The 12,226-nt window shown below is 71.1% G+C and carries 22 protein-coding genes; 20 read left to right on the top strand and 2 right to left on the bottom strand.

Annotated elements, in window-relative coordinates:
• Positions 1 to 147 precede the first annotated feature (147 nt).
• The 8 genes from ACZ7N4_RS19150 to ACZ7N4_RS19115 all read left to right on the top strand — a co-directional run bounded on the left by ACZ7N4_RS19150 (position 148) and on the right by ACZ7N4_RS19115 (position 3,628).
• A complete protein-coding gene (locus ACZ7N4_RS19150; protein ID WP_471359489.1) occupies positions 148 to 855 on the top strand; it encodes a hypothetical protein in 708 nt (235 codons plus the stop codon).
• A gap of 169 nt (positions 856 to 1,024) precedes the next feature.
• Complete coding sequence (locus tag ACZ7N4_RS19145) at positions 1,025 to 1,498, top strand: hypothetical protein (RefSeq protein WP_471359488.1); 474 nt, start codon at positions 1,025 to 1,027, stop codon at positions 1,496 to 1,498.
• 32 nt (positions 1,499 to 1,530) lie between these two features.
• Complete coding sequence (locus ACZ7N4_RS19140; RefSeq protein ID WP_471359487.1) at positions 1,531 to 1,680, top strand: hypothetical protein; 150 nt, start codon at positions 1,531 to 1,533, stop codon at positions 1,678 to 1,680.
• The gene (locus tag ACZ7N4_RS19135; RefSeq protein ID WP_471359486.1) at positions 1,673 to 1,891 is read left to right on the top strand and encodes a hypothetical protein; all 219 of its coding nucleotides are present in this window, start codon (positions 1,673 to 1,675) and stop codon (positions 1,889 to 1,891) included. Before ACZ7N4_RS19140 ends, ACZ7N4_RS19135 begins: the two co-directional genes overlap by 8 nt.
• A 91-nt stretch (positions 1,892 to 1,982) precedes the next feature.
• Positions 1,983 to 2,237 (top strand): helix-turn-helix domain-containing protein, encoded by a 255-nt coding sequence (locus tag ACZ7N4_RS19130; RefSeq protein ID WP_471359485.1) that lies wholly within the window; start codon positions 1,983 to 1,985, stop codon positions 2,235 to 2,237.
• Between the two features lie 32 nt (positions 2,238 to 2,269).
• Positions 2,270 to 2,881, top strand: coding sequence for a hypothetical protein (locus ACZ7N4_RS19125; RefSeq protein ID WP_471359484.1), 612 nt, complete (start codon positions 2,270 to 2,272; stop codon positions 2,879 to 2,881).
• 107 nt (positions 2,882 to 2,988) lie between these two features.
• Complete coding sequence (locus ACZ7N4_RS19120) at positions 2,989 to 3,273, top strand: hypothetical protein (protein WP_471359483.1); 285 nt, start codon at positions 2,989 to 2,991, stop codon at positions 3,271 to 3,273.
• A gap of 112 nt (positions 3,274 to 3,385) precedes the next feature.
• Positions 3,386 to 3,628 (top strand): hypothetical protein, encoded by a 243-nt coding sequence (locus ACZ7N4_RS19115; protein ID WP_471359482.1) that lies wholly within the window; start codon positions 3,386 to 3,388, stop codon positions 3,626 to 3,628.
• A 53-nt stretch (positions 3,629 to 3,681) separates the two neighbouring features.
• Here ACZ7N4_RS19115 and ACZ7N4_RS19110 read toward each other — a convergent pair whose 3' ends face one another.
• Positions 3,682 to 3,951, bottom strand: a complete 270-nt coding sequence (locus tag ACZ7N4_RS19110) for a hypothetical protein (RefSeq protein ID WP_471359481.1) — start codon at positions 3,949 to 3,951, stop codon at positions 3,682 to 3,684.
• Between the two features lie 140 nt (positions 3,952 to 4,091).
• The gene (locus tag ACZ7N4_RS19105) at positions 4,092 to 4,817 is read right to left on the bottom strand and encodes a GntR family transcriptional regulator (protein WP_471359480.1); all 726 of its coding nucleotides are present in this window, start codon (positions 4,815 to 4,817) and stop codon (positions 4,092 to 4,094) included.
• A gap of 195 nt (positions 4,818 to 5,012) precedes the next feature.
• On the opposite strand from ACZ7N4_RS19105, the gene ACZ7N4_RS19100 reads away from it, so the two are divergent.
• From ACZ7N4_RS19100 to ACZ7N4_RS19045, 12 genes are all read left to right on the top strand, one after another.
• Positions 5,013 to 5,366: a hypothetical protein gene (locus tag ACZ7N4_RS19100; RefSeq protein WP_471359479.1), complete on the top strand. Its 354-nt coding sequence runs from the start codon at positions 5,013 to 5,015 to the stop codon at positions 5,364 to 5,366.
• A complete protein-coding gene (locus ACZ7N4_RS19095) occupies positions 5,363 to 5,536 on the top strand; it encodes a hypothetical protein (protein WP_471359478.1) in 174 nt (57 codons plus the stop codon). The genes ACZ7N4_RS19100 and ACZ7N4_RS19095 overlap by 4 nt, the downstream gene beginning before the upstream one ends.
• Positions 5,533 to 5,751, top strand: a complete 219-nt coding sequence (locus tag ACZ7N4_RS19090; RefSeq protein ID WP_471359477.1) for a hypothetical protein — start codon at positions 5,533 to 5,535, stop codon at positions 5,749 to 5,751. The genes ACZ7N4_RS19095 and ACZ7N4_RS19090 overlap by 4 nt, the downstream gene beginning before the upstream one ends.
• Before the next feature lie 214 nt (positions 5,752 to 5,965).
• Positions 5,966 to 6,256, top strand: coding sequence for a hypothetical protein (locus ACZ7N4_RS19085; RefSeq protein ID WP_471359476.1), 291 nt, complete (start codon positions 5,966 to 5,968; stop codon positions 6,254 to 6,256).
• A gap of 57 nt (positions 6,257 to 6,313) precedes the next feature.
• Positions 6,314 to 6,478 carry a hypothetical protein gene (locus ACZ7N4_RS19080; protein WP_471359475.1) on the top strand — a complete coding sequence of 55 codons (165 nt, stop codon included), beginning with the start codon at positions 6,314 to 6,316 and terminating at the stop codon, positions 6,476 to 6,478.
• On the top strand, positions 6,478 to 6,858 hold the full coding sequence (locus tag ACZ7N4_RS19075; protein WP_471359474.1) for a RapZ C-terminal domain-containing protein: 381 nt from the start codon (positions 6,478 to 6,480) through the stop codon (positions 6,856 to 6,858). Before ACZ7N4_RS19080 ends, ACZ7N4_RS19075 begins: the two co-directional genes overlap by 1 nt.
• Before the next feature lie 91 nt (positions 6,859 to 6,949).
• Positions 6,950 to 7,168: a hypothetical protein gene (locus tag ACZ7N4_RS19070; RefSeq protein WP_471359473.1), complete on the top strand. Its 219-nt coding sequence runs from the start codon at positions 6,950 to 6,952 to the stop codon at positions 7,166 to 7,168.
• Between the two features lie 8 nt (positions 7,169 to 7,176).
• Positions 7,177 to 8,280 (top strand): hypothetical protein, encoded by a 1,104-nt coding sequence (locus ACZ7N4_RS19065; protein WP_471359472.1) that lies wholly within the window; start codon positions 7,177 to 7,179, stop codon positions 8,278 to 8,280.
• Positions 8,281 to 8,466: 186 nt separating this feature from the next.
• Positions 8,467 to 8,700, top strand: coding sequence for a hypothetical protein (locus ACZ7N4_RS19060; protein WP_471359471.1), 234 nt, complete (start codon positions 8,467 to 8,469; stop codon positions 8,698 to 8,700).
• A gap of 131 nt (positions 8,701 to 8,831) precedes the next feature.
• Positions 8,832 to 9,299, top strand: coding sequence for a hypothetical protein (locus ACZ7N4_RS19055; RefSeq protein WP_471359470.1), 468 nt, complete (start codon positions 8,832 to 8,834; stop codon positions 9,297 to 9,299).
• A gap of 1 nt (position 9,300) precedes the next feature.
• Positions 9,301 to 10,116, top strand: coding sequence for a hypothetical protein (locus tag ACZ7N4_RS19050; protein WP_471359469.1), 816 nt, complete (start codon positions 9,301 to 9,303; stop codon positions 10,114 to 10,116).
• Positions 10,117 to 10,194: 78 nt separating this feature from the next.
• A complete protein-coding gene (locus ACZ7N4_RS19045) occupies positions 10,195 to 12,222 on the top strand; it encodes a hypothetical protein (protein WP_471359468.1) in 2,028 nt (675 codons plus the stop codon).
• The last annotated feature ends 4 nt before the right edge of the window (positions 12,223 to 12,226 follow it).

Below are 12,226 nucleotides of genomic sequence, written 5' to 3'. Positions count from 1 at the left end.
CGACCCTCACCTACCGCGGCCGGACCGTCGCCGATGCGCTCGGCGCCCAGTCGCCGCCCGCCTCCGCGTGAGCCGGCCCCGCACGACGACGGCCGCCCGGGGCGTATCCGGGCGGCCATCAGCCCCGACCCTACCGAAGGAGCCCCGATGAACCAGCCCGACCCGACCGCCGACGCCCTCGTGACCCACGCCCGTGACCGACTCCGCTGCATGGCCTTGAGCCTGGCCACCGGCACCGGACCGATTGTCGACCCCCAGTCCTTCGCCGCTGCTATCGACGCCTACGGGGAAGCCGTCCGCGCCGCCGCCGTCCCCGCAGTGCAGTCGCCCGCCGACCGGCCCGCCGTGTGCTGCCCGCACCCCCAGTCCGCGCATCGGCCGGGTGAGGACCCGGTGACGCCGGGCGTGTGCGACGCGTGCGACGAGGACGAGGACCAGCACGACTACCAGCCCGCGACGCAGCAGCCCACCCACCGAACCGCCGAGCACGCGTGCGGCAACTGCGAGGGCATCGACCCGGGCAGCTGCCTCACCAACCCCGACCGACGGCGGGCCGCCAAGGAGGTGGCGCAGCACGTCGTCCGTGCCATCTTCGCGCTGAAGACCCCGAGCCCCGACGGCTCGACGCACTACCAGTCCGGGTGGGACGACGGCCTGGAAGCCGCGATGGACGCGGCCCGCGACGCGGTGCTGGCCGTGCTGCCCGAGCCCGTGGCCCGGGCCGCCGTCGTCCAGTGCAGCGCCTCGGCACTCAAGCGCCTCCACGGGCCGCACCGGTGGGAGCCCCAGCCCGGCATGGACCCGGTTCGCTGCCCCGGCTACGACCCGAGCGCCACCGCTCCGCCGTCCGTCTGACCGCCAGCCTGCCGGGGGTCGTGCCCGTCCACGACCCCACGGCGGGGCCCGAGAAACGCCCTGAGCGCCAGTCTGCGCCCCGAACGCCCCGCGCGGGCAGTCCCGGAGGGTCCAGCCCCTCACAACGCCCCACAGGCCCCGCCACGCCAATCCAACACCGAGGAGAACCATGACCGACGTTCAGCCCCGCCGCTTCCACCTCCAGCGAACCACCGACATCACCGGCGTCTCCGGCACCGGCCGCGTCGCCGACGGCGTCCTGTGGCCCGACGGCACCGTCTCCATCCGCTGGCGCGGAGAACGCCCCTCCACCGTCGCCTGGAACAGCCTCGCGGACGCCGAAGCCGTCCACGGCCACGGCGGTCACACCCGCATCGTCTGGGACGACGAGCCCGCCCAGGACCCGATGGCCGTCCTCCGTGCCATCGAGGACGCGCCCCGCTACGAACTGGTGCCCGGCTGCCCTCACTGCCCCGACGGCCACACCCCGCCTGACCACGGCCAGCCCTGGGGCGCGTTCGTCGGCCCCGAGCGGGACAGCGACGGCCAGCCGATGCAGATCATCGTCGCCCGCGTCGCCGGCGCGCACGTCGCCGAGTCGGACGCCGAATGGGTCCAGGCACGCCTCAACTCCCAGCCGTAGCCCGCACCCCGCCCACCACCAGGAGCAAACCCGTGACCGACACCCCGACCCCCGCCCCCGCGCGCCCCGTCTCCCGCTGCCCGTCCGACCGGCCCCACGGCCACCGCATGCAGACCTGCGCCCAGTACGAGCAATGGCGGCGCGAAATCGACGCCGCGATCAAGGAGCCGACCGATGCCTGACCCGCACGGCCAGAGCGACCAGCAGCTCGCCCTCGACTGGGGTCCGACCTGGCGCGACGACCCCGACGCCCTCGACCGGCTGTGCGACCTCGGCGCCGAAGCCCTCCACGACCCGCACGACCCGCGCTGGCGCGACCTCCGCCACCAAGGGCTCACCGCGCTGCAAATCCACCGCATCGAAACCGTCCAACTGCAGGGGAGCTATTTGTGACCCGCCCACCAATCCGCTGGCAGCCCGAAGAGGGCTCCGCGGTGATCCTCGACGGCCGCAGACGGCTCGCGCCCCAGCAACGGAGGCCCTGATGCCCCGCAACCCGGCCCATCCCCTCAGCCCCGGGGAACTCGCCGCGCTCCGGCTCGCCGCGTCCGGCTACACCAGCCGGCAGATCGCCACCCGGCTCGACACCACCGAGCAAGCAATTCACCTCCGGCTCAAGTCCGCTGCCGGCAAGCTCGGCGCCCGCTCCCGCACCCACGCCGCCGTCATCGCCCTCCACCTCGACCTGATCCGCTTCGACGACCTGGAACTCCCCGACCAGCAGCGCGACGCCGCCTGACCCACCCGCACGCCCGCACGAAAGGCACCGCCGTGATCTACGACGACGCACCCGAAACCACCCCTTGCGCCGTGTGCGACAGGCTCGCCCGCGAACGTGTCCACCGCGGCTGCCGGGAACGGATCGACGCCGACCTCCGCGCACTCCCCGATCTCTACCGGCGGCTCGGCCCCGCCCTCGTTCCCGGCCGACGAGGCGGCGACGGCAGGTCCGGGACCCGCACCGCGCCCCTGCCGTGTAACGAGTCCGCGCTCGACCTCCTCGGCCGCGGCGGCATCGAGGGCGTCGTCGGCGGCTGGGCCCGCGACCTGTGCGAACGCGAGGAGTGGGACATCCCAGAGTTCGGCACGGTCATCGCCACCGTCGACTGGTCCTGCGGCGTGCTGATCCTCAACCTCGGCATGATCTGCGATGAGCATCCGGCTGTTCGGGAGATGGCAGATGAGGTGAAGTCCATCGCCGGTCAGGCGCGCCGCATCGTCACCGGCGAGAAGCCGCCCCGGCGGATAGGCGTGCTCTGCGCCTGCGGGCACACCCTCCGCGTCACCCTCGACACGGCCGGTGTCCGCTGCCCCGCCTGCTCGACGCAGTACGGGCACAGCGAGGCACTCCGGCTGCCGCTCGCGGAACGGCGGGCGGCGTAGAGAGCTAGCGGATGGCGGATCGCGGATAGGGATCCTTGTAAAGCGATATCCGGATAGCGCTAGCCTAAGCGTTAGCGCGTTAACGTTCGGGAGGCTGGGAGGCCGGTATGAGCGAGCAGACCTGGACCATCGAGTCCATCCGCGACGCCCTCGGCAACCCGGCCCTCGCCCAGCGCTTCCTCAGCGAGATCAACCGGGCGCCGGCCCACGAGCTGCTCCAGGCCTTCGCCCGCTGGGAGCGCATCGCCAAGGACACCGTCGCCGCCGTCCAGCGGGGCCGGGTGATCGCCGCAGCTCAGGCCCGCGGCGAAGACCCGACCGCCGACTGGACCGACGCTACCGACCGCGTCCTCGCCGCGGCCGACCGTATCCGCACCCGCGGTGCCGCCTGATCCACCGTTCGGCGCACTGACGGTTCCCTCGCTGCTACGCTCTGCTGCGAACCCGGAGCCTCGGCCCTTCACCCCCCGCCTGCACGGACCGACCGAGGGCTGGAGTGTGCCCATGTACCGCCTGAAGTACGACGACGCCGCCGAAGCAGTGCACGAGGCGATGCCGGCTGACGCCAGCGAGGGGCTCACCCTGGCCTTAGCCGACGCCTGTCACGACCCGTTTGCCGTGACCGAGCCCTACGGCGAGGACGACGGCGTCATGCGGATCATCGTCACCGGGCAGGCATTCGCCGTCCTCCTCATCGGACAGACGCTCAAGACGATCACCGTGCTCCAGATCAACTACCTCGGATGAACGACGAAGGCCCCGCCCGGACTCACCCCGGGCGGGGCCTTTCGCGTGCCCGGCTACAGTTCGCTCAGCTGGTACAGCTCCGGCAACGGTGGCATCGACACTCGCAGCACACGGCCGAGCATCGCGCGGGCCATCATCTCCCACTCCGCCTCCGGCCGGCCCGCCGGGCGCACGAACAGCAGACTGCCGTCCGCCCGGACGTAGGCGCCCCCGGTGAAGTTCGAGTCCGTCTCCAGCGTCGATACCTCGACGCTGTACTCGGCGAGCAGCTGGGGGAGCGGGGTGTCGAGAAGGTGAGCAGCAGTGGGTCGCGTGACGGGCACCGCAGTGCTGTCGCTGTCTTGGGTTGCTAATGTCATACCTAGAACTCCGATCTGGACGGGTTGGATTTCTTGGGGCAGCGAGGTGCGAACTCGCTGTCCGAACCGGCCGGGCGGGTGCGAACCGCTCGGCCGTTCGCTTTTTACGCGACAGGGATCTTCACGCCGGGCGCGTATACGTCCTCCCAATAGGCGACTGGGCCTTCCTCGTCGTGGAAGGTCACGTTCGTGACCAGCACAGCCACAGCCGTGTGGGCTGGAGCATCGAGCTGCAGCGCGTCGATCTCGCCCTGTGATGCCTGCCGCGCATGGGCAGTCCTCTGGCCCTTGGTGACTTCGCGGCCGGTTCGCTCGGTGTACAGCTCGCCGAAGTGGTGCTCCATCCGCTCTTCCTCGGCCAACTCGGGCACCTCGTTCACGGTGCGCGGCACATAGACCGAGACGCCCACGCTCGTGGGCCGACCGTCCCGCCGGAACGTCCGGATGCGGATGACGACCTCTTCGCCCGGTTCGATCTCAAGGGCGCGGCACACGTCAGCGTCGTGCGTAGAGCGCCGCATGACACGGAGTCCCGTCGAGTCTTCCCCGGGGCCGTAGCGTCGGCCGGTCCTGTTCAGTCGGTCAAGGCGATCCGGGCCGCTGATGACGACGTCGGGCTGTGCGGCCACCACGGTGCCCTCCAGCGTTGCGGTGGTCAGGCCCTCTGCCTTGAGCATCTGGAAGGCCCGGTTCGCCGTGTTCATCGAGACGCTGAACTGGTCACAGACCTTCCGCAGAGACGGGAGTTGGGCTCCCGCCTCCAGTTCTCCATCTTGGATCTGCCGCCGGAAGTGGGCGGCGATCTCGTCGTAGCGCCTCTTCGGCGGCATCGAGTCTCCGTTCTGCGTGTGGGGTTGCGGGACTGCTCTCTAGCGCTCTAGATTAGGTGCAGCGGCCAAGCCGCGCAACAACAAGAACGGCCCCGCATCGGTGGTAGCGCACCGATCGGAGCCGAGGGGCCCGGGGCCAGTGGTAGCGCACTGGCCCCGGGGCAGCCAGCAACCTGATGAAGGCAGGAGCTAGCTATGCCGCAGCTTACCCGTGCTGTATTGCACTCGGAGACCACCCCCACCCCCACCCCCACCGCCCCGCTGCCGCCGGCCGCGGTCGACGCGATGCGCAGCTTGGAGCTGAGGCTCGCCGACCAGACCGTCGCGAACTTCGACCACTGGGGCTCCATCTTCGGTTTCTCGACCGTCGAGGACACCGAGAAGGACATCGTCGAGGCGCGCACCGACGGCGCCAGCATCGACGAGTGGGAGACCGTCGACCGCGACGGCCAGCCGCTCCGGGTCGTGCGCGCCACGCACCCGCAGTGGGGCATCGACATCCACGTCTTCTCCATCTGGGACACGCGCAGCAAGGCGGCGACGCGGTGACCGCCCTCGCCGTCCGTCCCGCGCCGACGCAGCCGGGCCTGTCCGAGGCGGACCGCACTGCTCACGACCTGGCGACGTTCGTCCGCACGGTGGAGCCGACGCCGGACCTGCCGCCGCTGCCCACCGAGCCGGCCGAGCGCCGCCGCGTACTGAAGGTGCGGGGCTGGTGAGCGGGGAGCGGGAGCGTCTGCAGCTGCTGCAGGCGGCGACGCAGGAGATCGTGGCTGGTCTGCCCGCGTGGGACGGCGAGTCGCCGTCGGTGCTGGTGACGGTCATCGACCCGGTGACCCGGCAGCGTCTCGGGCACTGGCGGGTCCCGGCCACCGCGCAGCCCCAGCCCCAGCCTGGTCCCCGTCGTCTGCGTGTCGTCCGGGACGCGTCGTGAGCGCCGCGGAGTACGCGGAGTTGCTCCGCCGCCTCCGTGAGGTCAATCACCGCAGCGAGCACCCGACTCGCTGACCCTCTGATCGCCGCGGGTGGCGGTACATCCCCCAGCCGTCACCCGCGGCCCCCTAGACCGCCGCGGCCGGCGCCACCCACGCCCATGCCGGCTGCGGCACCCCACCCCATCCCAGCCTGACCAGCCGAGGAGTCCCGTCATGCCCGCCATCGCTCCGCTCGTCCTTGCTCGGTACGTCGACGACATCGCCTTCGTCGCCGAGGACCGGCCCGCCACCACCGTCGAGGATTTCGTCGACCAGCTTCAGACGGCCGCCGACAACCTCGACACCGCCGGCATCACCGGCACCGAGGACCTGGAGACCGCCGCCACGCTCATCTCCGAGGCCCTGTCCGCGCCCGCCGACGAGCAGCGCACCCTCATCAGCCGCGCGAACCGGCTCCTGAAGAACGTCGGCGAGATGGTCGACGAGTACCGCGACATGGTCTGACCGCACCCCGGCGACCGCCCCATCCCCGTCCCACCTGACCAGTGAGGAAGACCCGTCATGTCCATCCAGGACCGCATCCGCCTGATCGAGCAGTACGCCAAGGCCGACCCGGAGCAGCGGAAGCTGATCCGCGATCACGCGGCGGCCGTCGACTCCGTCACCCCGCTCGGCCCCCGCCTCGTCGACGAGCTCGACGGCCTGCACCTCCCGGCCGCCGCCTGATGGCCACCGTCGAGATCGTCTCGTTCGGCTACCTGCACGACGCCCCGCCCACCGCCGACATCGTCCTCGACCTCCGCCGGGCCTTCCGTGACCCGCACGTCGACCCGCGGCTGCGGGAGATGACCGGGCGGGACCGGATCGTGCGGCTGGCTGTGCTCCGTACTGCGGGGATTCGGCGGCTTCTGCGGGCTACGACTCGGCAGGTGCAGGCCTACGCGGTTGGCCCGTCTGCCGGCCGCATCGTGGTCGGCTCCGGTTGCGCCGGTGGCCGGCACCGCTCAGTCGTGGTCGCCGAGAAGCTCGCCCGTCGGCTTCGGCGCCGCGGCCACATCGTCACTGTCCACCACCGAGACATCGCCCGGCCGGTCGTACACCGCTGACCGGCCAGTCCCGGCCCGGCTGTGATGGTGCCCGATCGACTCGGGCCAGGGCACGCACCGCCACCCATCCGCCGTGAGAGAGGAGCCCACCGTGGGCCGCACCCCCGACGACTACGAGCAGAAGTACGCCGCCTGGCGCCAGGCCAAGCAGGCCCTGGACGCCGCCCGCCGCAAAGACCGCTACAGCGTCGACCCCGCCGTCAACCGCGACCGCGCCCAGGAGCGGGCCGCCGTCAAGGCCGAGATCAAACAGGCCGAGCAGGCGGAGGCCGCCGCGCGGAAGGCTCTCAACTTTCCCTGGGAGAAGTGAAAAAAGCCATGACGAACCTCATCAACCACATTGGCTCTGTCGGTCGCCGGCTTGACGTGTTCGCCGTCATCGAGAAGCTGCTGACCGCCGCCTCGCTCGCCCTCGTTGCGATCACGGTCGGCGGACAGCTCGACCACATGCTCGGCCTTCATGGCCGGGCCGGCACTGTCGTCGCCTGGTCGATCGCCATCGTCTACGACGCGCTGTGGATCGGCTCGCTGCGGATGTCCGAGGTGGCGATCCGGCAGCGGTCCAAGATCGGCATCATCGTGATGCTCGGCCTTTCCGCTGCGGCGGTCGGGGTGTCATCGACGATCCTGCTCATGCTCGGTCACGCGAAGGTGTTCGCGTTCGTGCCGGTGGCCGCCGCCCTGTTCATGGGGCTGCGTTTGTTCGCCGGGAACGTCCTCGCCGATGCCGCGACGGCAGCCGAGATCGCCGAGCAGTCGGCGGCCGACCGAAACGCCCGCGCCGTGGCCGCGGCCGGCGCCCGACACCTGCGGTCGGAGGCCGTCACCGACGTGCTCACCGAGACCGCCACGCATCTCGGCGAGATGGAGCGGCAGATTGCCCGCGCCGTCGTTCTCACCAAGGCGCAGGCGCGCATCAACAAGGCCCGCGCTGAGGCTGAGGAGCGGCTGCAGAAGTCGGAGACGGAGCACGGCGTGAAGGCGCTCGCGTTCGCCGAACGCGACCTCGTCCTGGCTGTGTCCCGGCCCGCGGTCACGGCCGGGGGAGACGCCCCCGCCGAGCTGGGTGGTCACACGGTGGTCACACAGGTCACCCCGGAGATTGAGGCCGTGACCACGCCCCCCGTGACCGCCCCCGTGGCTGCCCCGGTCACACCCGTCGAGCAGACCCCGATAGAGGACGGAATGACCCTGGCCGACCTCGCCGCGATCGAGGGAGTCGACGCCCCTCAGCCGGGCGCGACGCTCTCCGATGAGCAGCTGCGCGTCGTCCTTCGCTGGCTGCGGTACGGCATGGAGCCGCCCCGCTCCTACCGGCAGGCGCAGAAGGAGTTCCGCTCCGCCGGGTTCACCGCCCGGGAGGAGCGCGTGCGTCGCATCTGGGGCGAGATCGAAACGAACGAGGCGACCGCCCACGCCTGACCGCAGGCCGGCACCGCCAGTGAGGCCCAGCCCGCACGGTCTGGTCCTCGCTGAGACTGCCGGAAGCAGTCGACACGCAAAACCCCAGCTCAACCCCGGTGAGTGCGCCGGTGAGCGGAACGCTCGCAGACCCGGCAAGCAGACCCGGAAGCTCCGCAAGACCCCACCGAGGAGGAGGTACCAGCCGTGGCGACCGCCAGCCGCCCGTCCCGCAAGGCCCTGCGCCAGGCGCGATCCGCCCAGTTCCTGGGCGACCGCCGCAAGGAGGCCGAGGCGGAAGGACCGTCAGCGGTCCTGGCGGTGGCCATGGACCAGCTCCGGTCGGCGATCTCCCATCTGCCCGAGACGCATCGCGCGGACGCCGCGCGCAGCGCCACCCAGATGCTCGATCAGCTCCGCCAGTCCCTCACCGAAAGCTAACGGCCCGTAATGGCTCAACGGATGGCTCAAGCCGTTCCGAGCCGAGTCACCGGCTCCCAACGCGCCCGCTCGCGTGCACGCGCGCGCGAGGAAACCACTAACCCACCGTAACCGCAAGGGGGTACCCCGAAATGCCCGTCATCGACGCAGGGATCTCCGCCGCCACCGGCGGAACCTGCCTGGGAGCAGCCGGCGTGCTGTACGTCGCCGACCGCCTCCCCTGGATCAACCGGCTCGCCGCGAAGATCAAGAGCCCGCAGATCCAAGTCCTCCTCGTCCTCACCGCATCCATCGGCCTCGTCTCCACCCCGGCCGGCCGGCTCATCAACCGGGCCACCACCGCCGTCGACGGCTTCGCGCAGAACCTCGTCGGCCACTGGACCGGCTTCGGGATCATGTTCGCGCTGGCTCTCGCAGCGCTGCTGTGGCTGATCAGCGACTTCATGACCGGCGTACAGACCCGCACCCTGCTGCTGGCCGCGTTCGCCCCGCCCCTGACCGTGATGATCCCCGGCAGCCTCGGTGACGGAGCCGCCACCGCTCTCGGCTTCATCGCCACCCAGGTCGGCTCCCTCGTCATGTGGCTGATGGGAGGCTGACATGCTCGGCCTCATCCTCCTCTTCGCGATCGCATGGGCCTGCGCCAGCGGCCTGGAAAGCGCCTTCAGCGAGGTCTCCAAGAAGCACAAGAAGCGCATCGCCAAGGCCGCGAAGAAGAACGGTCGCCGCACCGGCGCCAAGCTCGCCGCCTGGGCAGCCACCGGCGCCACCGCGGCAGGCACCTTCTGGAAGGGCTTCCTCGACGGCTGGAAGCGCGAATGGCCCAAGGCCAGGGAGCGCGCCGCCGTCAAGTTCGGCCGCCAGCCGCACGCCGAGACCGGCGAAGCCGCCCCCGAGGCCGAGCCCCAGCCCGCCCCCGAGGCCGACACGCCGGCCGCCCCGGCGGCCGTTGAGACCGAGCCCCGAAAGCTCGTCCTGATCAAGAACGACACCAACACCGACACCACAGGAGCACCCATGGCCCTCGCCACCATCCCCGAGATCACCGGCGTCAACACCCTCAAGCAGGCCGTCGCCCGGTTCGCCTCCGAAGCCTCCGTCACCGCCGAGGAAGCCGGCGCCATCGCCCAGCGCGCCGCTGACCAGCTCGCCGCCATCGAAGCCGCCATCGAGCAGGCATCCGCCCTGGAGTTCGGCGACGACGGCGGCACCCTCCAGGAGCTCGCCGCCCTCCGCGACCAGTACGCCGCCGCCCTGCAGGCCGCATCCGCCATGCAGAAAGCCGCCGTCGACAACGCCGCGATCGCCGCCCAGTCCTCCCGCAACATCCACACCCGGCACGGCGGCATCCAGGAAGCCGTCGCCGCCACCGGCGGGCGCATGGCCGCCAAGCAGGCCTACACCGCCGACGTCTGACCCGGCCCGCGGCCCCGGCCACCACGCCGGGGCCGCTCCCCACCCGAACTTCACCAACCAGCAGGAGTAGTAGCCGCCATGCCGACCATCCTCACCGTCGAGAAGACCAACGGCACCGACGACCGTTCGACGACACGCAAGCGCCGCTCCTCCCGCAACCGCAACACCAAAGCCGCCCGGCGAGCGCTGCGTGCCGCCTACCGCACCCGCCGCGGCATGGCCCCCGTCTACGCCACCGCCGCCCAGGCCATCGCCGGAAGCGCCCTCTCCGTCCCCGCCGACGGCTGGAAGACCGCACTCGCCGCAACCGCAGCAGGAGCCGTCACCACCGCAGCCTGGGGACGCTGGCAGGGCAACGTCGGCAAGCGCCACATCGTCAAGCGCCGACTGCCCGCCCGCCGCGACCTCATCGCCACCGCTTCCGCCGTCACCACCGGCGGCGGCATCGTCACCGCCATGGCCGCCACCGGCGGACTCCAGATCGGCCACAGCCCCTACCCGGGCCTCGTCGCCGCCTGGGGCCTGAGCCACGGCATCTACTGGTGGCGGCGCGGCAAGAAGACCGCTGCGCCCGCACCGTCCCTCTCCAAGCAGATGCAGGCATGGCAGGACGAGGTCGCCTGCCAGGACGGCCCCCTGCCCGGCTCCAAGCTCGTCGACGTCGTGACCACCGACTACGGCTGGAACGCCGTCATCGTCGTCCGCAAGGGCAACTGGCGGAAGGCTCACTCGGCCGCCGCCGACATCGCCGCAGCCCTCGACCTGCCCGAGGAGATGCTGCAGATCGAGAAGGCGACGGGCCAGTCCGCCAAGCGGGCCATCATCGCCGTCTTCGACCGCAACCCGCTGCAGACGCCCACCGACCACCCCGGCCCGCAGATCCTCAACACCACCACCGGGCAGGCCGTGGTCGGCCTCTTCTACGACGGCGAGCCCGCCCACTACGCCTTCTGGAAGCCGTCCGGGCCGGTCCACACCGTCGTCTACGGCGCCACCGACGGCGGCAAGTCCCGCTTCCTCGACATGTTGCTGGGCACCGAACGGCACAACGGCGTCGTCTCCTGGGTGTGCGACCCGCAGGGCGGCCAGTCCCTGCCCCGCTGGCGGGAGGCCGTCGACTGGTACGAGGACACCGCAAAGGGCGGCCTGGCGATGCTGCACTCCGTCCGCAACGTCATGTACGAGCGCTCGGCCCGCTACTCGATGATGGAGTTCACCGACGCCAAGGGCCGCAAGCTGCGCGGCCGGGACCACTTCGTCGTCGGCGACCCTGACCCGTTGATCTCCGTCACCATCGACGAGGCCCACCGTGTCCTCAATCTCCAGGGTGCTCCCGCGCTCGTCCTGGAGATCATCCAGATGGCCCGCAAGTGCGGCATCAAGATCCGGCTCGTGTTCCAGGGCCCCAAGGCCAACATGTTCGGCAACGCCCCCGAGTCCACCGACATCCGCGAACAGGCCCAGTCCGGCAACACGATCATGTTCCGTACTGCGTCCAGTCTCACCGACTCCATCGGCCTGCCCGGCTGGGACGTCAACCCCAGTCAACTGCCCATGTACTGGCCCGACAAGACTTCCACCGCTGGCCTCGGCTACATCAAGGGCCCCGACAACCGGCAAGCGATGTTCCGCGCCTACTTCGACCGCGACCCCGCCCACTGGGCCACCACCGGCATCACGCCCACCGTCGAAGGCTCCGCCGCAGCCGTGGCTGGCAAGGCGTACAGCGAGCGCCTGGACCGGCTCGCAGCCCGGCTGCGAGGGGAAACGCCGGTGCTGCCTGACGACGCCTACACCGACAACCCCACCGGCATCGCACGGCTCGCCCCGTCCACCGACCCCATCGCCCAGGCCGCAGCCGCCATCGAAGCCGAAGCCCCCGCCGGCACCGACGACCGCGTGCTCACCTACCTCACCGAACGAGGCAGGCCCGCCGGCCGCACCACCATCTCCCAGGAGACCGGGCTCACGATCAGCGCCGTCAAGAACGCCCTCACCCGCCTCAAGAACAAGAACCAGGTTGTACAGGTCGACCGTGGCATCTGGGCCCACCCCGACCACGCCGACACCCCCGCAGACGCCACCGACATCACCGACGCCGCCTAGGAGC

The organism is Streptomyces sp. NPDC107654, assembly GCF_055639035.1.
This window is presented reverse-complemented; position numbering and strand designations above follow the sequence as displayed.